Here is a 25849-nt window from a genome sequence, read left to right on the forward strand (position 1 = left end):
CATTGTCCTTCCAAAATCTAAGTCTTTTTCATTACCATCTATTACTATTACTATTACTATTACTATTACTATTACTATTACTATTACTATTACTATTACTATTACTATTACTATTACTATTACTATTACTATTACTAATCATTATTCAGAAAAAAAGTGCTCTGCTTAGTCCGTATTTTAATCAACACTTGACCTTAGGTCTGACCTAAGGTTTATAGTTATTTTATCAAATAACTTACAGTTAGGAGCACCGCCCTTGAATCCGTACCTTACAATTGGCGAACTATCAAAACTTATGAATGTATCTATCCACCAGATTCGATATTTTGAAGAAAAAGAAATCCTGTTTCCATCCTATATAGACAATAATCAGTACCGGATGTACGGCATCGATGAGATCTATCAATTGGCACATATCCTGTTGCTCCGCAAATTAAACATCCCTGTCAGCACCATTAACCAAAGTATGAATAAATCCGCAACGAATGACTACCAACTGCTGTTAGAGAAATCGTTAAACAAAATCAACTCAGAAATAAACCAATTAATAATGCTGCAACAATTTATACAAAAGGTACTAAAAGAGCATGCAGATTATGGCAACATGAAGGGGGATTATCAAATTAAACATGTGGACAATCGTTATCTGAAAAAGTGGTTGGTGCTAGAGGATAACGAAACAATAACTGCACGAAGTTTATATGAAAAAAGACCGCAGTACCATCATTTATTTGAAACAGATTTGCATTATGTATACGATTCTGAACAAGTAACCTTATGCTTTGAAACCATTGAAACCACTCCCGCCCCTGACATTGTTTTAGAAAAAGGGTGTTATCTCTATAAAGCATTTTTTGTAACAGACGATCAGGATGTAGATCATGAGATTGCCAAGCTGGAACACTTTTTAAATGGGCATCACTACATGGTATTGGGACCAATCATCATTTTGGAGAAATCGTACCTATCCATGTTTAACAACGACAAGCTTCATTATGAGCTTCAAATTCAAATCGAGCATGCCTTAGATGATACCACTAAATGAGTACAAACGAGGTTATCATCGCCCATTACCAGGAACAAGATCGTGAGGCTGTAAGCAGGCTTTTGGTAGATGCATTTCACGGGAAATTCCACTCTCTTCTCTCTCTCGAGGACAATGAAATTGCTGATCTACTTATAAGACTTTGGGAACAAGATTCTACTTCTTTATCATCCAAACAAATAATCGCTTATGAAAACGGAGACGTGGTTGGCACTATCTACTTAAAATGGCAGGATACGCTCTCCCTTAAAAAAGGAACAATTAAACCACTGAATCGGGCTCCCTTTTTGCAGCTATTCAAGAAATTTGGATGCTTAAATGTCTGTAAGTTAATCCTTGGGTTATATTTTTTGGATTATCAACCTAGAGCAAAAGAGTGTTATGTGGCTCATTTGGCTGTTCGGTCCAGTCACCGCAATAAGGGAATTGGCAAAGAGTTGCTGGGTTGGGCGGCGGATTTTGTAAACAGTCATTCTGAGGTTGAAAAGCTAACGCTACATGTTGCTAACAAGAATAAACGAGCAATTAATATGTACCAGCAGTTGAACTTTGAGATCCATAAATCTGACTATAGCGCGGTAAGACATTTACTTTTTAAAGAGCCTGTTTGGCATTACATGATAAAAAAAACATCGCTACAATCTGGGGGATCAATGAATGAAAAAGAAAATTAAGCTAACTGTCTGGATGATTACCATTTCGTTGTTGATTGCAGCAGTCCTGTTCGTACTACAGCAACATTCTTTTTCAATGACTGAGCAAAAAATTGAAATAGATACGCCTCAAGGTCAACTAACAGGAACCTTAGTTCTGCCCAAAAGCTACTCTGGAACCGTCGGACTGGTAGTTTTTGTTCATGGGGATGGCCCAGTTAATGATACTTACGATGATGGATATAAACCTTTGTGGGAAAAGCTCGCCTCTGCCGGATATGCTTCCTTATCTCTTAACAAACCGGGTATTGGGGGTTCTTCAGGGAACTGGCTAGAGCAAAGCATGGAAGATAGAGCGCAAGAAACTATATATGCGATTAACTGGGCTAAAGCCTTACCTATGATTGATGCTCAAGCTATTGGTTTGTGGGGAGCAAGTCAGGCGGGCTGGGTGATTCCTAAGATTGTTAAAAAAGTGCCTGATCTCGCCTTCAGTATTCTTGTATCCCCCGCCATTCAATGGATTTCTCAAGGACAATACAATACCAGACAAGAGATGATTTTAGAAGGTTTTTCAGAACAGGAGATACAAAAGAGAGAAGATTATAACGCGCAAATCCTACTGCTACTTAAAGAACAGGCGTCGTATGAAAGTTACTTGCGAATTGCACAATCGGACGATTTAATTTCCAAAGAAAAATGGGGGTTTTTCGCTAAAAATTATCAGTCTGATGCGAGCGGGGATTTAAAAAACTTCACTACACCTGTCCATTTAGTTCTTGGCGGGCAAGATATAAATGTAGATGTTGAGGAAACCGAACGTGTTTACCGTGAAAAAATTCCTGAAAACCTACTCTCCGTCTTCTATATTCCTGATGCTGATCACTCCATGCTCTCAAAAAAGAATGCCTCATCACCATTAAGAACATATTTGACCGCTGTCTTTTTTCCACGACATATTGTTGTTGAGCCATATTTAGATGATTTGGTTCACTTTGTAAGCCAGTTTTAATCTGTTTGCCATCCATTATGCACTCTCGCCAGCTGAACTCCCTACGTTCGGACTGTATAGCTCTTATTTGCCAATTATCTTCGTTTTCGCCACGCTATCGGACTCAGACGCAGCTATTTACTCAAAAACACTGCTCTGATCCACTTTTTCAGCTCATTAAGAGCTATGCAGTCCGAAACTCATGGAAAATGAGCGAATTAGCTGAAATAGCTGCACTACGGTCCGTAACGACAACCGCGGAAGTAATGACTGCCCAAGCCCGTGTATTGGCTATGATTTCCCCAGAATCTACGTATCTTATAGAATACCTACGACTATCACCAATGCACTCCCTACGTTCGGACCGTACAGCCCTTATTTGCTGAATTTCCTCGTTTTCGCCACGCTATCGGACTCAGTTGTAGCTATTTACTCAAAAACACTGCTCTGATCCACTTTTTCTGCTCATTAAGAGCTATGCAGTCCGAAACTCAGGGAAAATGAGCGAATTAGCTGAAATAGCTGCGTTACGGTCCGTAACCACCACGCGGAAAGTACTTAACAACAGCACAAGCCCGTGTATTGGCTATGATTTCCCCAGAATCTACGTATCTTATAGAATACCTACGACTATCACCAATGCACTCCCTACGTTCGGACCGTACAGCCCGTATTTGTTGAATTTCCTCGTTTTCGCCGCACTATCGGTCTCAGATGCAGCTATTTACTCAAAAACACTGCTCTGATCCACTTTTTCAGCTCATTAAGAGCTATGCAGTCCGAAACTCAGGGAAAATGAGCGAATTAGCTGAAATAGCTGCATTACGGTCCGTAACTCCAATCGCGGGCGTAATTTTTGCTCAAACGGTCGCGGACTTCCACTGCGAACGTACTTACCGGCAGCTTAGGTTCACTAACGACAACCGAGTATGTAATTTTTGCTCAAACGTTCGCGGACTTCCACTGCGAGCATACTTATCGGCAACTTCGGCACCCGTAACCACCACGCCAGCGTACTAACCACCAGCAACAGACTCCGAAAACTCCACGTAAGTAGCAGAAGCAAAGGCATAAACCGGGTGTCATTAACTCAGATTATCCCTCTCCTGCTGCATAAACAGCGTTATATGGCGTATTGATTATAGCTGTACGCTTTAGTGATAACGTATAATTTCGGATGATCAAGCTTAGCTTTGGTCAAAATCGATCATATAAGGAGAGGTTTTAATCATTGAGAAAACAACAACGTTTGTTAGCCATGCTCGTAACCTTCCTGCTTTTGTGTTCCTCTTTTCCGTTATCGATGTTTGCAGAGGAAGCACCTGATCCTTATGAAGGAATGATTAACATTCAAAGTGAATGGCAAGGCAGCGTATTTGGTGATGTTGGGGGGCAAGACAAGATTACTGCGGCCAACTTTGGCATTACGGAGAACACGGATGGATCAGCAACACTGCGAAGCTCGAACGATAGAGGTAAAGTATCGGGCAGCACGGAAGGTATCGCTTATTACTTTAAAGAAGTTGATCCAAGTGTTAATTTTGAATTGAAGGCAACGGCTCACGTGGATGCTTGGACAGCCAATAACCAAGTTTCCTTCGGAATAATGCTGCGCGGCAATGTGTGGGATAACCAATTCGGAGCCTACTCTGGAGATTATGTCGCCGTGGGTGCTTTGGATCAAGAAATGAAAGCGTTTCATAAATTGCAAAATACAAGCCTACAGAAACTTGGGTACGTGTTTGATAACGCTAATCGCCCTGCCCAAGGAGAGAATTACGAATTAAGCATCAAAAAGACCGGAAATCTGTATATTGTCCGCATCGGCAATGAAACCAAAACGATCGAAAGCTTTGACGGCTCCATTCAATATGCGGGCCTTTATACTGCTAGAAATACTACGGTTACGTTCCGAAACATTCAATTCAGTCAAGAAGGCCAAATCGAGCTAGGACCTTGGGGCTTCAGCGCCTTCGGAGGCAATACTAGTCCAGCTAAGAACCCCGAACCTATAATTGAAAGTCCAACCTCTGTAACGATGACGACTTACGGCGGCAAAATCTCCAGCAGCGATGAGGGATTATCTTTTTATTCGAAAGAGATTCCTGTGGATGCGAACTTTGAACTGAAAGCGACCGCTTCAGTGATTGCTTTTAATAACAATAGTACTGTCAGCACACCTAACCAGAAATCCTTCGGTCTTATGCTCCGCGACAGTATTGGGACGAACGGAGATACAAACACAACTACTTCTAACTACGCGGCGGCCGGTGCTTTGGATCAGGTAATGAAAGGTTTTTATAAAAAAGACACCCAAGTGAAGTTAAATCCTTTTAGCGATATCCAGGCCCCGTCCACAGGAACTGTATATTCGCTAAGTATTAAGAAATCAGGAGATACTTATCGATTAAGTGTGGGTGATCAGACCGAAATCATAACTCTGGACGATACGTTCACTGATACTCTTTTTGCCGGAATTTATGTAGCTAGAGATGCAACTGTTACTTTCAGTGACATAGACATCCAGCTTGAATCCAAAATCGTAACCAGCTTAACCGCTGATACGAGCGCAATGACGAAAACCACTTATCTGGTTGGTGAGCCCCTTGATTTGACTGGATTAGTCGTTAAGGCTATTTTTTCTGATGAGAGCGAGGCAGTTTTATCTTCTACGGATTATATTGTTACAGGCTTTGATAGCAGCAAGGTTGGAGAAAATATCATAACCATTAACTACAACGGTGCTTTCGTGAGCATTCCTTTGCAAATCGTTCCATTATCTATGACCTCATTATCAGTGAAGTATTATCCAGCTAAAACCGTATATTACCCAGGGGATACCTTCGATCCAGAAGGTCTTGTTCTTGTTGCCAATTATAACGACGGCTTCCTGACCAAAGAACTGACCAGTGATCTTTATTCCCTCTCCATTAACGGACAACCGGTCAGCGATTTATTACCGTATCTATTTACGCAATCAGGCTCCACAGCGGTATCCGTTACTTCAACAGAGGCGCCGGCAATCACATCGACCTTTAATGTGGAAGTAAAAGCAGCGACGTTATCCGCTTTAGAAATTCGAAATGAACCTAAACAAACACTCTACTATATCGGGGACTCCCTCAAACTAGAAGGACTTGTGGTTTATGCTCATTACAGTGATGGTACACAGATTCGGCTGTTGAACAATGAATACAAAGTCTCTCCTCTCGACACCACGACATCTGGGGATAAAAAAATCACAATTACGCATAAAGGCTTAACAACCTCTTTTCAAGTTAAGGTCAACGTTAAAAAACTAGTAGGCATCGAAGTCACCAGCTATCCTAAAACTACCTTTTTTATTAACGAAAACTTTGACAGCAAAGATCTCTTCGTATCCAAAGTGTATGATAATTCAGATAGAGAGAAGCTAAACAGCTATACGCTCGACACTTCCAAGTTCAACAATCAGGCAGCTGGAGTGTATGAAATTGGCATACTCCCTACCGATTCTTCTATTATGCCCATTACGTATTCCGTTACAGTAAAAGAAAAGATGGATCCCGTTTGGAAAAGCATTCAATTCGGTCAATCCACTTCAGCTACTAACAATCAGACGATTGTCAACGAGGATGGATCCGCCCAACTGATCGCTTTGGAAGGCGGCGGTAAAGTCACCGAAGATCATGACGGCATTACCTTCTATTACACCGAGCTAGATGCTGCGGAAGATAATTTCGTGCTGTCTGCGGATATCCAAGTGTTGGCTTTTGCAAAAAATCCATATGACGGGCAAGAATCTTTTGGCATTATGGCACGTGACGTCATCGGCACACAAGGAAATTCTAGCGTCTTTGCATCCAATATAGCTGCCATCGGTGGTTATAGCGGCGGGACGAAAAGCGATCTGGGCACACAGCTTTTTGTCCGTACGGGAGTTGAAAAAACGGATGGGACTGGCAGTAAAGGGATTCAAACCATCATGCTTCAAAAAGAACGTCCTGCACCTGCCAATACTGTTCCAGCAGCACCTTACCATTTAACCTTAGCAAAGACGAATAGTGGTTTTACAGGACAGCTCAATAATGGCCAGCAAGCTATTCATTTCACACCAGACATTCTAAGCGTACAGGATTCAAAAATGTATGTCGGATTCTATGCTGCTCGTTTAGCCACAATTAATGTAAGCAATATTCAATTAACAGTCACTTCAGCAGCTACAGATTCTCCTAAAATAGAACCACCTGCGACTCCCGTCACACCTAGCTTAAATATACTTTCACTAAGTAAAACCTCAGATCCAGCTTACCAAATGATTGTGCGCTCTAATGTCAACGGAACGGTGACGTTGAAGCAAGGTTCTACGATCATCGCTCAGGATATCGAGGAAATATCTGGTAAACGTCTTTCTATTCCCACGAGACTTCTTGATCAAGGAGATACGAACTTCAGCATTACTTTTTTACCAGATGATACTCAGTATTTGACCTCTTATGAGAAGATCATCAGCAACTTTACCGTCACCCTAAAAAGTTATAACGAAGATGATGATATCTACGTATCCCCCACCGGATCAAGCTCCGGAGATGGAACAATCAATCTCCCACTTGATATCGATACTGCGATTGATTTCGTTAAACCAGGTCAGCATATTATTGTGCTTGAGGGTCGTTATGTGCGGAAATCACCACTTGAGATTAAAAAGTACAATGATGGCAAAGCCTCCGCCAAAAAGTATATAGAAGCAGCACCAGGAGCAAGACCTATCTTTGATTTTGACAAAAAAACAGAAGGTGTTCTCTTGAGCGGAAACTATTGGCATGTGAAGGGACTTGATTTCACTCGCTCAGCTGGGAATACCAAGGGCTTTACAGTGGGAGGCAATTATAACATCGTTGAAAATAGCCGTTTCTATGCGAATGGTGACACTGGTCTACAAATCAGCCGAACTGATGGTACCGCGATAGAAATCAATGAATGGCCTTCCTACAACTTAATTCTCAACAGTACCTCCTTCGACAACCGTGATCCATCCGACAATAATGCCGATGGCTTTGCGGCAAAATTGACTGCGGGTGTTGGTAATATTTTTAGAGGTTGTCTGGCGCATAACAATATCGACGATGGCTGGGACTTATATACGAAAGCAGGCTCAGGTGCAATAGGTTCAGTGCTGATTGAGCACAGCGCCGCCTTCAACAATGGGTTCTTAACAGACGGAACCGTAGGTGCCGGTGATAAAAATGGCTTCAAGCTTGGTGGCGAAGGCATTCATGTCACACATACCATCCGCGATTCCATCGCCTTTGGTAATGGCGCTTATGGTTTTACAAGCAATAGTAATCCAGGTGTGATCGCCATCAACAACATCGGATTTAACAATACGCGTGGTAATATAAGCTTCACCACTTATGATCACATTACTGCAGACTTTACGATTGACGGTTTCTTATCTTACCGAACTGCCAACATTGCAAAAGACCAATATCCAGCTTCTTTAGCTGCGGACAATAATTTCATGTTTGACGGTACGCGATCGGCGAATAAATCAGGTTTAGAACTGAGTGATTCTAACTTTGTCAGCTTAAATCCTGTAGTCAATTACTCTCGGGATACTGACGGGAATATAATCTGGGGCGATTTCTTGAAGTTCATTCCTTTGGATGGGCCGGAACCAAGTCCGACGGCTTCTCCGAGTCCAACGGCTTCTCCAAGTCCGACGGCTTCTCCGAGTCCGACGGCTTCTCCAAGTCCGACGGCTTCTCCGAGTCCGACTGTTTCTCCGAGCCCAACGGCTTCTCCAAGTCCGACGGCCTCACCGAGTCCGACTGTTTCTCCGAGTCCGACCGCTTCTCCAAGTCCGACGGCTGCCGTGAGTGCAGGCAGTTCCGGAACATCGGTTGGAGATTCGGCCACTACTATACTCCATTTGGACGGTAGCGTAAGGATTGAGATACCTACTACTATGAATGGAGAAAAAGCTAGCGCAATATTGACTGAATCTTCCTTACAAAAGATTATGGCTTTAGCCAAACCTAATTCCGCAGGCCACAAAATCCTAAGAATTCAGCTCGCAGAGGAACAATCGCCAAAAGTTGGCTCATTTGAAGTCACTCTCCCTGCCGCAGCATTTCTTGTTGGAGCATCCACACTGCAGCTGGAGATCAATACATCACTAGCTACCTTTGTACTTCCGGATAATCTATTCCCGGCGAAGACACTGGACAATGTGAAGACGGTTACCTTGCTCCTCAAGCCTGTCGATACAACAGGAAGTTTAAAGAAGCAATTGGGTGAAAGTTTGCTTATTGATTACGAGTTACTTTTGGATGGTACAACAGTTCAATTAGAGAGTTTAAATTCGGCCATACAAATTGGGCTTCCTTATCCAGCAGCTGTACCTCCATTGAACAACGCCTTTATTGTAGTGTGGAACGTCAATGAGCACGGAGTCATCCAACCGGTAGTAGGCGGGAATTATGATTCAGATAAGAAGCAAGCTATTTTCTCAACAACAAATTCATCTGGACAATACGCCGCCGTTTACAATCACAAAACGTTCAGGGACATAACTGATTCTCATTGGGCGAAGTTTATTGTAGAAGTACTAACATCAAAAGGTGTCATTAATGGTGTAACAGAAACAGAGTTTAGGCCCGACCAGACTGTTACACGTGCAGATTTCGCACTTTTATTGGTTAGAGCTTTAGGTCTATCCGCAGCAGAAGGAAATAGCTTTGCTGATGTGTCACCTAACGATTATTTTTATGAGGGACTTATGACAGCTCAGAAATTAGGGGTCGTTACGGGCCAAACCGACGGCCTTTACCACCCTCATGACTCCATCTCCAGACAAGAAATGTTTGTTATGGCAGCTAGGGCATTGAAGGCTGCTGAGGTATGGGAATCGAATACGACCTCTTCCTCCCCCTCTGCATTAGACAGCTACACCGACCATAATCAAATTTCTAATTATGCGGCAAATGATATTGCAACGCTGGTATCAGCAGGTCTCATTAAAGGAGACTCTCAGCAGCAGCTTACACCAACTGCCCATTCCACACGTGCCGAAGCCGCCATGCTGATTTACAGAATTATGATGCAAAAATAAAAAAAAGAACTCCAAGACCACTATACTCGTGGTTTTGGAGTTCTTTTTATCCTCTTCCCTCCCCCCTTTAAGTCTTCTAGTTCATTTCCTTATCAGGAGGATTGGAAACCCGATACCCTTTCGGCGATTGATGGGTGATTTTCTGGAAATTCCGATGAAATGACCGTAAGTTACTATAGCCGCAAAGGTTGGCAACTTCACCAATAGTCAGATTCGAGTTTTTTAATATATAACATGCTTGTGAGATCCGATAGTGATTCAAGTAATCTGTGAAGGGCATTTTCATCAGCTGGACAAACAGCTTTGATAAATACGGGTAATCATATTGCAGATGTTTTGCTACCGCTTTTAATGTGCAATCGGCAGAATAATTTTGTTCTACAAAAAGCAGGATTTTATAGAGCACCTTTGTTTGCGGGGTCTGTTTGACCGGAGCAAATGATGTCTGACAGATCAACTGCGCGCATACACCATACAGGAAACTTTTCTGGCTATAAATCGAATCCAGCTTTGTACAATCAGGTTCATTCACAGCATGGAGAACATTATCATTTGGTATAAAGCTTTTATAATTCATGTGAAAATCACCTATCAATTCTGTGGAGAAAAGGATTACCATAATCTCCGAAAAATCAATCGTCTCAAATTCATGCATCTGATTAGGAAAAATAAAAACCAGATCATTTTTCTGCACCTGATAGCTTTTCCCATCAATGGTGATAGATAACTGCCCGTCTTTGACATAAATAATCTCAAATGCCCGATGAAAATGAAGTGGAAAATGATAGTTTTTCAATGAAATGAGTTTAAAGTAATCTTTTTCGCTGACACCATGTTTTTCAAAAAAGGGCCACAAGTAGATTCTCCTTCACGAAAACACTAATTTTGTCTTAAAGTGTACTATATAAAGTATAGAACTAACAACGTTATTTCCTATAATATTGGATAAAGTCAACCAAGCGGAGGTTATAGGACAATGGAATATCACATATCAAAAACCGGTTCAGATCAAGGTCAAGGCACTCAGGTGGATCCCTTTTTAACCATCAATAAAGCGGCTTCAGTAGCTGTGGCTGGGGATAAGGTTATCGTTCATGAAGGGATATATCGCGAGTGGGTAAAACCGAGATACAAAGGATTAAGCGAACAAAGAAGAATTATTTATCAAGCCGCTGAAGACGAGCAGGTTGTCATAAAAGGCTCTGAGCATATACAAGATTGGCAGCAGGTTGAGAACCAAATATGGAAAGTGATCTTGCCGAACACGTTTTTTGGCATCTTTAATCCGTATGTTGAGGAAGTGTCTGGCGATTGGCTCGTCACTATAGAGGAGAAAAGACACTTAGGGGATGTATATCTAAATGGCATGTCTTTTTATGAGGTCAGTCAGTATGATCAACTGGCAGCTCCTGTCGAAAAGCTGGAGTTCAAGGATCTCTGGACACAAGAGATGGTTCCGGTCCAAAATCCAAAACAGACGACCTACGTTTGGTTTGCCGAAGTAAGCCCTGACCACACCACGATTTACGCTAATTTCCAAGGTGCCAACCCGAACAAAGAACTGGTAGAAATCAATGTACGCAGATCTTGTTTCTACCCTGAAGAAACCGGAATTGATTATATTACTGTAAAAGGTTTTGAAATGGCGCATGCGGCAACACCTTGGGCACCTCCAACGGCAGACCAGCCCGGACTGCTGGGCACTAACTGGAGCAAAGGCTGGATTATTGAAAATAATATCATTCACGATGCCAAATGCAGCGCTATCAGTATCGGCAAAGAAGCTTCCACAGGCCATAATTACCGTACCCTTCGAAAAGACAAACCCGGATATCAATATCAGCTTGAATCCGTCTTTACTGCTGAGCGTCAGGGCTGGAGCAAAGAATCGATCGGTTCACATCTTATCCGCCATAATACCATTTATGATTGCGGCCAAAATGCCATCGTCGGCCACTTAGGTTGTATTTTCAGCGAAATTCATCATAACCATATTTACAACATTGCGACAAAACGGGAATTCTGGGGCCACGAAATTGCCGGGATCAAGCTTCACGCACCGATCGATACTCACATCCACCATAACCGGATTCACGATTGTACTTTAGGTTTATGGCTGGATTGGCAGACCCAAGGGACAAGAATCAGCAAAAATCTGTTCTATCAAAATCATCGGGATTTGTTTATAGAAGTAAGCCATGGCCCTTACATTGTTGACCATAATATCTTGACAGCTAAACATGCTTTAGAGAATGTAGCCCAAGGTGGAGCCTATATCAACAATCTGATCGGCGGCAGGATGGTTCATCGAAAGGTACTAAACCGGTCCACGCAATATCATCTTCCGCATAGTACAAAAATTGCCGGTTTCTCACTTATTTATGGTGGGGACGATCGGTTCTATAACAATATCATTGTTGGAAAAGACGGATGGACAGGCGTGGGAACATCACATTTCAATCACTACACCACCTCTTTGGCGGAGTATATCGAGAATGTCCATAAGTTACACGGTGATCTTGAGGAGTTTGAACTCGTTGAACAGCCTATGTTCATTAATAACAACGCTTACTTAAACAGTGCAGAGCCTTTCGAAAAAGAGAATGTAAAGCTGGTTGAGGAAAGCTTTGATCCAGACTTCTTTATTGTAGATCAAGGAGATGAGGGATTCCTTTCCATTGATCTGCCTGATAGCTTCGTTAACTTCTTAGGTGAAGTACATTCAACTGAAACTTTGCCGCGGGTGCGCATCGTGGATGCCGAGTTTGAGAATCCGGATGGCAGCAATATAATCCTGGATACAGATTTTCTGGATAACAAGAAAGAGAATAAAAGCACTTTAGGACCTCTTACACTTTTGAATAAGGGCAAAAATTATATTAAAGTGTGGTGATCGGTAAAGCAGGTGGCTAGTCCACCTGCTTTTTTCATTGCAATCATTGAGTCTGCTACTTATTGGCCTTAATCTTTTGAATAGATACTTCGTTTTGTTCTATTATGATTTGATATTCAACAATCTCTCCTGCTTTAAATTCTTCGTTAAATTCTTTACTGACCGTTCAAAGAATTGATCTGAAGGTCATGGACGATAAATAAAACGAATATAGATAAGTCTTGTGAAAAGTTATCTGAATGATACTCTAATTCAAAATAATAATCCTGCCCGTGATTACACCCTTTTCATCTCTGGAAAATTGAAGTGCCCTAGTTTCTTTATCGTCCGCACTGAAGCTTACGGAATCCGAGTAACCGATTTGCCCTTCCTCAAACATATTTTGGACAAAAAGCTTGACACTCCAGTTATCGTATTCATAATTGAAAGCCCCTTGTTCATCAACACGCACTTCCTTTACAGATTCAGGGATAATCGTGCCGGTGGAGATTTTTTTCTTCATATCCTCTATTTTTTTAATTAGTTCCTTCTCATCATCATCAATAGAGGCAGCTGCATCTGTTGAAACCGCTGAATCAACTTTGCTGTCGGCAGAGGGTTCTTTCAACAGCTCCTGTAAATAGCTCTCAGCTTTGACAGGGTCAGCTTTGGTTGGGTCCAGCGGAAGTTCAAATAGAATAGCGGTTCCCTTGTAATCGTTATTAGCGCTAATTTCCCCCGTACTTTCATTATAAGCAAACGCATCTTTGCTGAAAAAAGAACTACCATTACTGACAGCTAGATATACCCCTCGGTCAGCGAACATCTCCACTCCATCACATTCAATCAGCCGGTACATAATTCCATCTATAACAGCCTCGCTATAGCCACCATTCATTGTTGTGATATTAACCTGCCATGGTTTTAGTCCCTTTATAAGCGGTGACACAAAGAATGGATCCTGGCCATACTCCGGTTCACTTGTAGCAGGCATGGGGCCACCGTCTATTCTGGCGATGGATACAACGGCATAGGATCTGTTTGGGTTAATATTCTGATCAGACTTACTCAGTTCTGAAAGACCTTCCCCCGAGACTATTCCATTCAACGTCACGTTATAATCACCAGATATAACCGATTGGTTGATTTCAACAGCATCCCTGCTTTCGAATGCTTTTGCCAGCAGTTGCTGGCCCAGATGCTCAGCAACCTGCTTGGGGCTAAATAGCTGTGTAGCTGCATAAGCCGTTAAAGACATTACAAGCGTGAATATAGCAACCATTAGTCCAATCGAAACTCTTTTTTTATAGGCTGGTTTCATTGGTTTAGTCTCCTTAAACTGTTGGATGATTCTTTCGTTTAATTCCTCTGTCGGCTCTGCTGTAGAAGCTAGCGCTTGCTTTAGCAGTTGATCCAACTTTTCGGAGTCATTCATTGGGATTCAACCTCCAAAATCTTTTTCATCGCCTTGCGGGCTTGGAAAAGTCTGCTTTTAACTGTGCCCGGTGGAATCCTTAGCGCTGAAGCAATCTCATCAACGGTCATTTCTGCGGTATAGTACAGATAGAGCGGTATTTTCAGTTTCTCATTCAGCCGGTCTGCGGCAGCATGAATCATGTGCCGAAGCTCCTGGGACAGCAATGCATCCTCTGGCATAACCTCTCCATCGAAAGTACACGCCAGATCGACCGCTTCATTATAATCTGCTGTAGGTGCAATTCTTTGCCGCCATGCCCATTTTCTGCGTTTGTTTTTGCGTAATGAGATAGCAATCGAGATAAGGAACGCTTTCGGATTTTGGTTCAGGTCCATTTTATGCCGCATTTCCATAGCTTTTAAAAAAGTCTCCTGATAGAGATCGTCCGTATCCACCCTATTCCCCGCAAGCGTAAAACAAAATGCGTAAATTGCTTTGCCATGTAATTTTATTAGGTCACTCAACTCTTCAATTTCCAAGTAGGCTACTCCTTTCTGAATGGCCATTCACCTATATATTGTCGTAACCTTGGAATCGGTTCACTATTTTGCTGTTGACTTTGACCTTAGGGTAAGGTGTTAAGTAGAGCTAGAACCAAACATCGATGTTTTGGCTTGGAAGCTTAATTAAAACGAAAAAAGGAGATGACTTTTTGCTGTCGATTGGAGAATTCTCGAAGATATGCGAAGTTTCTACGAAGACGCTTCGATATTATGATGAGATCGGATTAATTCATCCCGATGAGATTAACCCTGAGAACGGTTATAGGTATTACTCCATTAAACAACTTAAAAAAATGCTTTTTATCAATCGTCTGAAAGGTTATTGTTTCTCGCTGGAAGAAATCAAAGACATTTTACAATGGGAACAGAATCATTCAGAAGAGAAGCTCTACTCAGCCCTTAATCTCAAGAAAAAAGAAATACAGGAGAAAATAAGCGCTTATGAATACACCTTACAACAAATCAATAGTGATGTTTTAAATCTGGAGAAAGGTATTCCCATGATGTCTTACCTGAATGAGATAAAAGTAGAGCTTGTTGAAACTCAGCCTATGAATATTCTTTTTATGCGTCAGATGTTGAGCAGTGATGACTATGCGTTAGGTTATGGACATTATTTTAGCAGGCTATATGAAAAAATCGCCACGGAAAAACTCACTTTGCTCGGTACGCCAATAACGATATATCACAGCCATGAATATAATCCAGCCGGAAATGATACAGAGTTTGCTCTCCCCATAAAAGAGGGTGTAAAAGGTACAAGAGATTTGCCTGATGCTCTTTGTGCGAGATCTGTTCTTAAAGGCACCTATTCAGAATTGACCTCGGTCTATGCTCAGCTGAGAGAATGGATAGAAAATGAAGGTTATGAATGGGTGAACTCACCTTATGAAATCTACTTAACGGACCCGACACAGGTTGCTGTGCCTGAGGATCTGGTTACCGAGGTCTATTTTCCAGTAAAGAAAAAAAATTCATAAAGGAGTAACTTTCATGCTCAAAAACAATTATCCAACTTCAGATTGGCAAATCTCAGCCCCCGCAAACTTAGGAATGGATGCTAATATGCTTTCAGAGCTAGAATCAAGGATCAAATCCGAGTATAGCAATATCAACGGGATTGTTGTGGTAAGAAATGGAACTATTGCTTATGAAAAATATTATAATGGCGCTAGCCCGAATGACACACATCATGTGGCCTCTGTAACAAAAAGTATCATATCCGCGCTCATAGGCATTGCCATAGAGGCTGGCTTTATTAACAATGCAGATCAAAAGGTACTGGAGTTTTTCCCGGACTATGTTCCAAACGCTGCTCAAGATCCGCAAAAACAAGAAATCACCTTACGCCAACTCCTTACGATGACCGCACCTTATGCTTTTGCAGATTGGCACGAACCGCTGGAGCAAATGTGTATGCAGCCTGACTGGGTAAAATATACGCTGGATATGCTAGGCCAACAAGGAACAATTGGGGATTTCAAATATTCTACCGCTGGAGCACATCTGCTTTCTGCCATCATCACGCGCAGCACTGGACAAAGTGCCCGTGAGTTCGCCAACGAACGTTTATTTAAACCTATCGGAATGAATGAAATCCCGGATTATGAGATGAGCTCATTTGGGTTCGATGATTTGTTTGGGGTTAATGTGAAGGGGTGGGTGGAAGACCCAAATCGTATCACCACAGGAGGATGGGGACTTACGTTGTCTCCACGCGATATGGCGCGTTTTGGTTTATTATATTTGAACCATGGACAATGGGAGAATAATCAGATCATTTCGGAGACATGGATTGAGGAATCAACAGCGATGAACCCTAATCATTACGGTTACTTGTGGTGGCTACGCGAAGAAGACGGGGTTTACACCTACTCAGCGTTAGGTGATGGTGGTAATGTCATTTGCTGCATTCCAGAAAAAAAACTTGTCGTAGCCATCGCCTCAGAATTCACACTTCAGCCTCGTGACCGGTGGCCTCTGATTAAGAATTGTATTATTCCGTCTGTTGTAGAGTAAAGAAGATAGAAAACATGCTGGTTGCCACTACTTCATTAACAACTAGGAGAGCAACCAGCTGTCTACACTCTAAATCATTTTGCTTCAAGGAAAAATAATATCGCCTTCGTTGCTGCTTACATCAAAAAATCCTACTTTGTGTTTTATAGCCAACTCCCGCATCGCCGTATAAGCTTCCTCAGCTACAGAATAAGCGAAAGCCGCATAGATGACGGATGAGCCAAGCGAGTAGTCAGTCAACCGGTTATCCGTTCCGGCTTCCTCCATCGCTTCAAAAATCTCGTCCTCTACATTCATATTAGGAAATTGCTCAGACAACTCACTATAAAAGCGTTGCAACGCCTCCGATAAAACTGATGGATCATTATAGGCATGGTCTTCCGACCACTGCACTTGCTGTTCATACCACTCCATAAACGCTGCTCTCTCTTGCGGTGCTTTAGACGTCTCGAATGCCATCAAATCATAGCTCATTTAAAATCCTCCTCTAACCCACCCTAATCGTGCATTTTCAGTTCCTATAAATTGTTGGGCTGTTTCGATTATATATTAAAAATCATCAGACCCATACTATAGAATCATGATACTTCCTCACCCGTTAAATATCATGTGAGCTCCGGTGTATCCACAAAAGTAACCACTGGCTCCATTACGCCATGTAGTTCGAATAAGATTAGCTCGTTATCACCTTGACGCAGAAGCGGCGCTGGTAAGTACAGTGTTTTAGTTGGACCCTTCTCCCAGTAGCGCCCTAAATTAAAGCCGTTTATAAAAACCTGACCTTTACTCCATCCATCCAGCTGCAAAAAAGTATCCTCAGGCTTACTGACTTGAAAGCTCCCCCGGTAAAAAGTGGGCTGCTGACGTTGCTCGCAATCTATCGGTGTGAATGATAATCCCTTAAGATGGGTTAAAGGCAAAGAACGAATCGTCCAATCATGCAGGAATTGATAGCCGAGTCTAACGCCACAGGTTATGCCTTTTGGATCACGAAGCAGCGGGCCATAATTTACACGCCCCATATTCTCCACAAGGATGTCGATCTGCAGTCCCTCCGTTGGAACCTCTAATGGAATTCCTCGCGGATCCCAGCGTTCAACTGTACCGACAAAGGCCCCATTCGCGAATACAAGCGCACGATCACGTACTTCTTGAAGGACGAGCTCCGTACTGCTGCGGGGTCCACTGATCTTCGTCGAATACAAAATGAACCCATAATTCTGATTCAGTTTCTCCATTGGCTCGGGACATGCTCTATGTACTGGGTGAGACAAAACGTCTAACTGAGTGAACAGTGGTGCTGCTTCTGTCATCAACACTTTACCATAAGCTTGTGACTTTATTAACGGCGGTAATTCCAGGGGCGGCAACGTTACGTATTTCTCAATTATTGTTCGAGCTGCATAGAATTTTGCAGTTGGCTTACCGGATTCGTCCAGCAGCGTATCATAATCGTAGCTGGTTACGATGGGCTCATATTTGTCAAAAAGATTTGCCCCATTCATAAATCCAAAATTCGTCCCCCCATGGAACATATAGAAGTTAACAGAGGCTCCTAAAGCCAGCATTTCATCCAAAGTCTCCGCTACTTCAGATTCGGGGCGTGTATTATGCGGTTTCATCCAGTGGTCAAACCATCCATTCCAGAATTCCATACACATCAACGGTCCCGTAGGCTGATATTCACGTAGTTTAGCAAAGGCTTCCTTTGCCCGTGAACCGAAATTCACCGTGGCGAACACTCCGACAATCATGCCCCCTTGGAGCATATGATCTTCAGCTCCATCTGAAGTAAACAGCAGAACGTCCATGCCCCGGGCGATCATTCCTGCTTTTAGATCATTCAGGTAAGTCTTATCACTACCAAAGCTTCCATATTCGTTCTCTACCTGAAGAGCAAGCACAGGCCCACCGTTAGTGCTTAACAAAGGCCGCAGACGTGGAAGCAACTCATCGAAATAGGCATCCAACTTAGATAAATAGACGTTATCATTACAACGCAGCTGTATGTTATTCTCCGCAAGTAACCAAGCTGGCAATCCACCGAATTCCCATTCCGCACAAATATAAGGACTTGGCCGCAAAATCACGTGCAAACCAAGCTCTCCAGCAAGTCTAACGAAAGCCTCGATGTCAGCAAATCCAGCAAAATTGAAGCTCCCCTCCTCTGGTTCGTGTAAATTCCAAGGAATATAGGTTTCAACAGTATTCAATCCACAAGCCTTCAGCTTCAGCAAACGATCCTGCCAATATTCCGGAACGATCCGGAAATAATGAAGCGCACCAGAAAGCAACCGGATGGGTTGTTCGTCTAATGTAAAATGATCCCCTGATATGGATAACTTCCGCATATAATTTCTCCTCCAACATTGAGATAGACTATTTAATTATAGGTAATAAAAATATCAACCCATATGGACGATTCTAATGAAATATATGGAGAATTCATTGGTTGCTAGAGGCTTTTGTGATGCTATACACTATATTCATAGGGGGTTGTTACGGATGTCAAAAAGAACTCATATTTGGTTAATTACCACAGATCAAATGCGTGCGGACGCACTAGGTATCGAAAACGCTTCCGTACTGACACCTGAGCTTGACAAGCTTGCTTCGGAAGGCACACTCTTCACTGGTGCTTACTGCGCTAGTCCTGTTTGCACGCCTTCACGTTCTTCCATTTTTACAGGCAGGTATCCGCATGTTCACGGTGCCTGGAACATCGGTACCACACTCAGAGAAGACGAACTTACCTTATGCGATCATTTAAAGAAAGCGGATTATAAAACCATCGGTATAGGAAAGATGCATTTCCGCCCTCAGATGAAGGGGGACTTTTCACAAGAATATGAAGAGCCTGCTTATCGTGACCGCGGAAGAGCTTCCGATGGAACGTACTACGGATTTGATGAACATCATATTACGGAAGACAATTGTATCGGGGAATATATGGAGTGGCTTAGAGAGCGCAACCCTGAAGCGGCAGAACGTTTCAGCAAGGACCGTTACAGAGCTTCTAATGCTCAAAACGATGTGTGGGAGAGCGAAATCCCTCCAGAGCTACACCAGTCATACTGGATTGCTGAACGGAGTATCGATGTGATCCTCGCCCACAAAACCGAACAACCGCTATTTTTATGGACCAGTTTCGTCGATCCACATCACCCTTTTGACCCTCCAAAAGCTTACGCGGATATGTACGCTGACACTGACATTCCATCTCCAGCCAGCGAAGCAGACGACGTGCATCTTCGTCCTCCACATCTGCTGCGTCAAAGTCAGGGAGGATATTGGCCTGGTGGCGGTGAGGAGCATTCTCTTGATGAAGCGCATATGAAACGGCTCACCCGAAATTATTATGCGATGATTACTTTCATTGATGAGCAGATCGGACGTATTATAAAAGCTTGGCGTCAAAAAGAAATGTACGATGATGTAGTCATCCTCTTCACCAGCGACCACGGAGAACTGCTCGGTGACCATGGGCTGATTTACAAAGGGCCGTGGTTTTATGAAGGGTTAACACGAATCCCGATGATCGTACGCGGTCCTGGGATTGCTTCCGGGCAACGGGTCCCTGCTTTAATGGAACATGTTGATATTGTCCCCACACTGCTTGCAGCCGCAGGTCTCAAAACTCCCTACGGAATTCAAGGTGTGTCACAGATGGAGGTGCTGGCTGGAAGAGAGTCCCATGTGCGTAATTCTGCCCTAACCGCTTATATTGCTCATGATCGCGGCATTAACGCTAAGTGTTTGCGTACAACACGCTATAAGCTGGTAATCTTCGCAGGTGAGACCTACGGTGAATTGTATGATTTGAAAGAGGATCCTCATGAGAACTCCAATCGTTTTGAAGATCCCGATTATAGAGATATTCGCCATTCGATGGTTGAATTGCTCGTCCATCGAATGATTCAAGATCAGGACCCTTTGCCTGAACGCCGGAGTAGCTGGTAAATTCACTAACCTTTCTTTCTATCCTTAACAGACTTAGGGCAACCTGAAAGTTCAGGTTGCCCTAAGTTATGATTATTTCCCCAATTGGGATGCCTTTAGAATATGAGAAATTGGGCGTCCGGCAATCCATTCGCCGTTGTTTACAAACCCTTCCTCTCGTCCCTCCAGCTCGTGAATAAGACGCTCTCTCCATTCTTTTATGCGCTCGAATTTATCAATACAGCCTATCGCATTAATCTTCTCTGAGGGGTCTGCCGCTAAATCAAAATACTGCTCTTCCCCTGTCTGAGAATACCAAATAAATTTCTCACTTCCATCCGTTAAGAAGTGGTGGGACTTTTCTCCATAGGCTTGTTCCCCATGAATATAAGATCGCCACAATGTCTGATCTCCCCTGCACAGCGGCAACACACTTTGCCCTTCTACTGTAAATGGTATTTGGACGCCAGCAGCTTCAAGAAATGTGGGCATAATATCACGAAGCTCTACAATGGAATCAAGCCGGGAGCCGGCAAGAAGTCCAAGCGTTTCTCCCGGATCAAACATTATGAAGGGAATCTTAGCACTTCCTTCATAAGGAAGAGATTTGCGGAAGTAATGGTGATCCCCCATCATTTCACCATGATCAGAAGTAAATAGAATCAAAGTTTCATTTAAAACTCCATACTCCTGCAGCCCATTGATCAACCTCCCAATTTGGTCGTCAAGATGCGTAATTAGCGCGTAATACGCGGCACGGGCACGATCCAATCTGCGCTTTGGCAAATTAGTGAACGAAGAAGTTGGATCCTTAGCTCCGTTTAAGGCAGCACTCTCGTCCACCCAATCTCCGATTGGAGGATCAGGAAATTCCAAGTCCTTGTACATATCTAGATAACATTGTGGCGGATCCAAGGGGGAATGCGGGCGAACGAAGGAAGACCATAGGAAAAATGGTTTCCCAGGGTCTCTTCTTCGCAAAAAGTCTAGCGACTCGGTTACGCACCAATTCGTTGGATGCATCGCTTCCGGCAAGTGCCAGGGGCGGGCAACCGTTGAGGCGTTGCAATCGAGGCCTAAGTCAGTGATATCCGAATTGGTATCAGTTTGTCTTCGCAGCCACTGCAAATAATCGTCCACTTGATCATAGTGTTCATCATGGAACGTTTGGTTCTTATCCCGATTGTAGTGAAGATATCCATCATGAAGCACCACATTATGGAATCCACATAGATTACGTGCAGGATACACATGCATCTTGCCAACACACTGCGTATGATAACCAGCTTGAGCAAGCTCTCCGGCAATCGTATGGGCGTAATTCCATTCAACCTTATCCTGATAACCAACCCGGCCATGTGATCTTTGCCCCATTCCTGTCATGATAGCAGCCCTGGCGGGAATACAACTGGGGGTAGCCGAATACGCGTGCTCAAATAAGATCCCCCTTGATGCCAGAGCGTCCAGGTTGGGTGTCTCAACGACGGGATGTCCCATAATGCTCAGGCAATCAAAACGCATCTGATCTACGGTGATAAGCAGAAGGTTAGGCTGCTTTGTGTCCTTTTGATTGTCCAGATTAGTATCAATCATAACCTCACCCCCTTCTTAAACCCCAGCGATCACAGACGGTGTTGCAATCGTGTGCCATAAATTCGCACTTATCGCCCTGGGGTTGCCCTCGTCAACAAGGCCGTCGAACGTCAGAAGCTCCTCTTCTAATTCAGCAATCTGTTCCACGTTCCCTTCGACATAACGATTGATTCGATGAATCGCCGTTCTGATTCTCTGAAGCAATCCTCCCATACGAAGATCAAAGACATCAAGACCAAACACCTTATTTTCCTGCTCCCATTGCACTCGATAGTCGTCCATGAATTGTCTGGCCAAATCAGATAATTGTGGCAAAGTCACCTTGGCAAAGTGAGCCAATTCCTCTAAATCTCCACGATGATAAGCTTCGCGTATAGAAATCCCGATTTCGCTCTTTATTTCGAGCAAGCGACACAAGCTGGCTTGTACAGAGAATAAGGATTGCCAAGGCGAATTGCGAGTGATCGCCTGTTCGAGCTTTTCTGCACTTTGCTGATAATGCTTCGAATACGCGCTAGGAATAACATGTCGATCGAACAAACCACATAAAATATCTTGATAAAGCAAGTATTTAGCCGGATTGATAGAACATCCCCCCGGTGCCGAATTACCCGGAACCAAGTTGGCCGCATCGAGTGCCATAAAGTCATCATAATTGCCTTGCACGCAGCTACTGAATCTTTCTTTGACATGGTTCTCCACGAAACATCTCGTGTAGCAGAGCTCCGCCCAAAGTTGAAGGGTAGGAAGAACCGAGAAAACGGAAGCTTCAGCGCCATTATCTCCCCATGCGGTAATCAACACTTCTTGAATTCCATACTTAACACAGCTATCATGAGCCAGCAGACTGACATGGCGACTGAATTCATTGTTTGGAGCGAAGCCCATCCATTTCCAAGCACCACCTGCAAATCCAATATGATCATTCAGCTGCTTATGTTTGCTTAACATCCCGTCGTATTTCTCCTGCGTTTCCGAATAATAATCCCAGTAGATCAAGGTAACATCTTCAGGAATCAGCTTTACAATATCAGGGCTAATTGGACTTTCAGCATCGTAATATTCTCCGGAACTGGCCAGACGAAAAAACATGTCGCTCCACATCATCGTCTGGAAACCATATTTTCTGGCGATCTCCATAACAGTGCTAAAGTGTTTTAACATTAACGAGGAGCGATCCTGATACCCATGCTTATCCAGGTATTTACCAAGTCCCATCATATGAGCTTCGTCCATCCCGATATTTATGCGGCGACTGCTTACATGAGCCGACATAAAAGCAAACATTCGATCAATTAACTCATAAGTTCTGGGATCATCAATAAGGAGAATATCCTCGAAATCCACAAGCGGTGCATGTGCCTGCCATTTCAACGCTTGGCCGAGATGGGCCAGGGTCTGAATACAAGGAACCAGTTCTATGCCAAATAACGCGGCATACTGATCCAGCTCCCGAATTTGATCTCCTGTATATCGGCCTCGCAAATAGCCGAAATAAGGGTATCCCTCCAGTTCGTAGGTGTCTTCCGTATACAACTGAACCGTTGAATATCCCATAAGCGCTAAACGCCGGATCAATTCCTTGTATCCTTCATAGTTAAGAACCGCATTTCGCGAACAGTCTACCATGAAGCCTAACTGTTCATAAACCGGCCGTTCATTAATTTCAACTCGTTCTCCACGGCGTACGTTCTCAAGAAATCGGCTGAGTGCCCGGAACAATTGATGTTCCTGTTCATACGCAATGGTGACCTGAGCCTCATCGTAAGATATTCGAATGCCCTTCCCTTGCTTCTTACAAATCACTGGTATCCCTGAGCGTTCCATTCGAATACTCAATATTCCCGCTACTTCTGAAACAGCTGCTAACTGTTTCTCGGTTAACCCTGTCAAATGAATGCTAAGGTTCATAGACTTTACCCTCCCAATCTTATAAGTATGCGGTCTGTAGCGCCGCACAGTCTAAGCCATACTTCAAATAATTAAACGGAAGATCCGGGCTACTAGCGCCCGGATCTTCTCTATTCATCCATTATTCAATACCTTGTTCCTTGGCCTTCTCATTTACTTCCTCTATCATTTTATCAAGACCTTTAGCCTTATAATCGTTCACAATGCTATTCCAGTAACTCTCAACGGGTTCTTTGGAAAGCATGATCTTAAGCAAATCATCATGGTCAAGCACAGTAAATTTATCCTTTGTTGGGGTGGACATATAAGTTAACCGAATGTCGTATTCTGGCACCTTTGTATTGTTCTGAATCCAGTCGATGTAATCGACAGCTTCTTTGCGGATTCCTTCGTTAGCAATCGTCGGGTTATCCATGTTATAGCTATCTGAAGTTTCATAAGCCACCAAATTCTTCAGAAATCTGCTAGCTGGATACTTCTCATTTAATGAACCCTTTTCAATGACAACCTTCTGCCCATTTTCGAGCTTATAATCTACACCTTCGATGCCATAAGTCAACAGATCCTTGCCTTCAGGAGACAACACATAATCATAGAGTGCCATGATGCGATCCATCTTTTTATCGTCAATCTTATTGCTGAAATAGCTTTCTGACCAGTATGTTTTAAAGATGGCATGTGAACGTTCACCATCAGGACCGATAAGCGGCTTGAGCGCCTTCACGCTCTCCGTCATATCCTTATCCGGATAAGCTGTTTTCCAGCGTTTTTCATACATATCGCTATTTAAATTTATGAAACCTCCACCGCTTAGAAGAGCAGCTGCTTTGCCTGCTACGAAATTGTCATAGGACTCTGCTGGTTTGACGAGCGCGATGTCTGGATCGATCAATCCTTTTTCGTACATATTCTTCATGTTTTGCAGCGCTGGCAGCGCATTTTTAGAGAATACAGCAGGGATAAACTTTCCATCCTCTTTGATCCATTTAAAATCACTGCCGCTTCCATCACTAGTAGCAACCGGGTTGCCATACAACCAGAAGAATCCGCCCAGCATCTTGGTAGTTGTCGTCGTAAGGCCAGTAACATGCTTGCCTTCCGGATCCGACTTTACGATTGCATCAAGCATGGCTTCAAACTCTTCCCATGTCTCTGGCTCTTTGGTGATCCCAGCCTTTTGAGCAAGATCCCAACGATAGAAGACCATACGATCCAGTGCGCTCCAATCAACACTCGGGAACATCCGGCGAGGCACAGTATAATACTTTCCATCTACTCCTAATCCTTTAATATCTGGCGATTCGAAGTATTTTGCAAGGTTTGGATACTTTGAAAGATCCGGGAGCGCTTTGACAACGCCTTGATTCACCCATTTGCGCTGATATTGCGTGCCGACGGCGTCGATCGCGAAAATGTCTGGCAATTGGCCGGAAGCGGCCCACATTTGAATCTTCTGGGTATAGTCATCCCAAGACAAATTGACAGGTTTTAGTGTGATGTTGAATTTCTCCAATACTTGTTTAGCGATCGGGTCCTTTTCGATGTTAGCAATCTCGGCATCCGCATCCCAAAACCCAAGAGAAATGGTCATTGGATCCTTGTAAGGATTATCCGTGGAGTTAGAAGAATTCGGAGATGTTTCACCGTTTGAACCAGCCTGCCCTTTGCCGTTATTGCCTCCACCGCAAGCCGTGAGTACTGAAGCCAACAAAGTTATACATAATGCCAATGTCATTATTTTCTTTCTATGCAT

At 43.3% G+C, this 25849-nt stretch carries 16 protein-coding genes; 8 read left to right on the forward strand and 8 right to left on the reverse strand.

The window, feature by feature from the left end:
- Positions 1-256 precede the first annotated feature (256 nt).
- The 4 genes from MHI32_RS17715 (at position 257) to MHI32_RS17730 (ending at position 9782) form a co-directional block, all read left to right on the forward strand.
- The gene (locus MHI32_RS17715) at positions 257-1045 is read left to right on the forward strand and encodes a MerR family transcriptional regulator (RefSeq protein WP_076305730.1); all 789 of its coding nucleotides are present in this window, start codon (positions 257-259) and stop codon (positions 1043-1045) included.
- Positions 1042-1719 (forward strand): N-acetyltransferase, encoded by a 678-nt coding sequence (locus MHI32_RS17720; RefSeq protein ID WP_340010415.1) that lies wholly within the window; start codon positions 1042-1044, stop codon positions 1717-1719. The genes MHI32_RS17715 and MHI32_RS17720 overlap by 4 nt, the downstream gene beginning before the upstream one ends.
- A complete protein-coding gene (locus MHI32_RS17725) occupies positions 1703-2710 on the forward strand; it encodes an alpha/beta hydrolase (protein ID WP_076182327.1) in 1008 nt (335 codons plus the stop codon). Before MHI32_RS17720 ends, MHI32_RS17725 begins: the two co-directional genes overlap by 17 nt.
- 1210 nt (positions 2711-3920) lie before the next feature.
- Positions 3921-9782 (forward strand): bacterial Ig-like domain-containing protein, encoded by a 5862-nt coding sequence (locus MHI32_RS17730; RefSeq protein ID WP_340010417.1) that lies wholly within the window; start codon positions 3921-3923, stop codon positions 9780-9782.
- Positions 9783-9858: 76 nt separating this feature from the next.
- Here MHI32_RS17730 and MHI32_RS17735 read toward each other — a convergent pair whose 3' ends face one another.
- The gene (locus MHI32_RS17735) at positions 9859-10638 is read right to left on the reverse strand and encodes a helix-turn-helix domain-containing protein (protein WP_076303304.1); all 780 of its coding nucleotides are present in this window, start codon (positions 10636-10638) and stop codon (positions 9859-9861) included.
- 120 nt (positions 10639-10758) lie between these two features.
- On the opposite strand from MHI32_RS17735, the gene MHI32_RS17740 reads away from it, so the two are divergent.
- The gene (locus tag MHI32_RS17740) at positions 10759-12675 is read left to right on the forward strand and encodes a right-handed parallel beta-helix repeat-containing protein (protein WP_340010419.1); all 1917 of its coding nucleotides are present in this window, start codon (positions 10759-10761) and stop codon (positions 12673-12675) included.
- 247 nt (positions 12676-12922) lie between these two features.
- Here MHI32_RS17740 and MHI32_RS17745 read toward each other — a convergent pair whose 3' ends face one another.
- Positions 12923-14089, reverse strand: a complete 1167-nt coding sequence (locus MHI32_RS17745; RefSeq protein ID WP_076129716.1) for a hypothetical protein — start codon at positions 14087-14089, stop codon at positions 12923-12925.
- Positions 14086-14610, reverse strand: coding sequence for a sigma-70 family RNA polymerase sigma factor (locus MHI32_RS17750; protein WP_081387985.1), 525 nt, complete (start codon positions 14608-14610; stop codon positions 14086-14088). Before MHI32_RS17750 ends, MHI32_RS17745 begins: the two co-directional genes overlap by 4 nt.
- Before the next feature lie 173 nt (positions 14611-14783).
- Between MHI32_RS17750 and MHI32_RS17755 the strand changes: the two genes are divergently transcribed.
- Both MHI32_RS17755 and MHI32_RS17760 read left to right on the forward strand, forming a co-directional pair.
- A complete protein-coding gene (locus MHI32_RS17755; protein WP_076141902.1) occupies positions 14784-15614 on the forward strand; it encodes a MerR family transcriptional regulator in 831 nt (276 codons plus the stop codon).
- A 13-nt stretch (positions 15615-15627) separates the two neighbouring features.
- Entirely contained in the window at positions 15628-16653 is a 1026-nt protein-coding gene (locus MHI32_RS17760) for a serine hydrolase (protein WP_340010421.1), read from the forward strand.
- 84 nt (positions 16654-16737) lie between these two features.
- On the opposite strand, the gene MHI32_RS17765 is transcribed toward MHI32_RS17760, so the two are convergent.
- Both MHI32_RS17765 and MHI32_RS17770 read right to left on the reverse strand, forming a co-directional pair.
- Complete coding sequence (locus MHI32_RS17765; RefSeq protein WP_076133856.1) at positions 16738-17127, reverse strand: hypothetical protein; 390 nt, start codon at positions 17125-17127, stop codon at positions 16738-16740.
- Between the two features lie 131 nt (positions 17128-17258).
- Positions 17259-19004 carry a beta-galactosidase family protein gene (locus MHI32_RS17770; RefSeq protein WP_339187411.1) on the reverse strand — a complete coding sequence of 582 codons (1746 nt, stop codon included), beginning with the start codon at positions 19002-19004 and terminating at the stop codon, positions 17259-17261.
- A gap of 154 nt (positions 19005-19158) precedes the next feature.
- On the opposite strand from MHI32_RS17770, the gene MHI32_RS17775 reads away from it, so the two are divergent.
- Positions 19159-20613 (forward strand): sulfatase-like hydrolase/transferase, encoded by a 1455-nt coding sequence (locus MHI32_RS17775; protein ID WP_340010424.1) that lies wholly within the window; start codon positions 19159-19161, stop codon positions 20611-20613.
- Between the two features lie 72 nt (positions 20614-20685).
- Here MHI32_RS17775 and MHI32_RS17780 read toward each other — a convergent pair whose 3' ends face one another.
- The 3 genes from MHI32_RS17780 to MHI32_RS17790 all read right to left on the reverse strand — a co-directional run bounded on the left by MHI32_RS17780 (position 20686) and on the right by MHI32_RS17790 (position 25849).
- Positions 20686-22185, reverse strand: coding sequence for an arylsulfatase (locus MHI32_RS17780; protein ID WP_340010426.1), 1500 nt, complete (start codon positions 22183-22185; stop codon positions 20686-20688).
- A 15-nt stretch (positions 22186-22200) separates the two neighbouring features.
- Entirely contained in the window at positions 22201-24096 is a 1896-nt protein-coding gene (locus MHI32_RS17785; RefSeq protein ID WP_076303313.1) for a family 20 glycosylhydrolase, read from the reverse strand.
- Between the two features lie 121 nt (positions 24097-24217).
- The gene (locus MHI32_RS17790; protein ID WP_076129725.1) at positions 24218-25849 is read right to left on the reverse strand and encodes an extracellular solute-binding protein; all 1632 of its coding nucleotides are present in this window, start codon (positions 25847-25849) and stop codon (positions 24218-24220) included.

It is taken from the genome of Paenibacillus sp. FSL H7-0690 (genome assembly GCF_037980415.1).
GTDB classification, from domain to species: Bacteria; Bacillota; Bacilli; order Paenibacillales; family Paenibacillaceae; genus Paenibacillus_AQ; species Paenibacillus_AQ odorifer.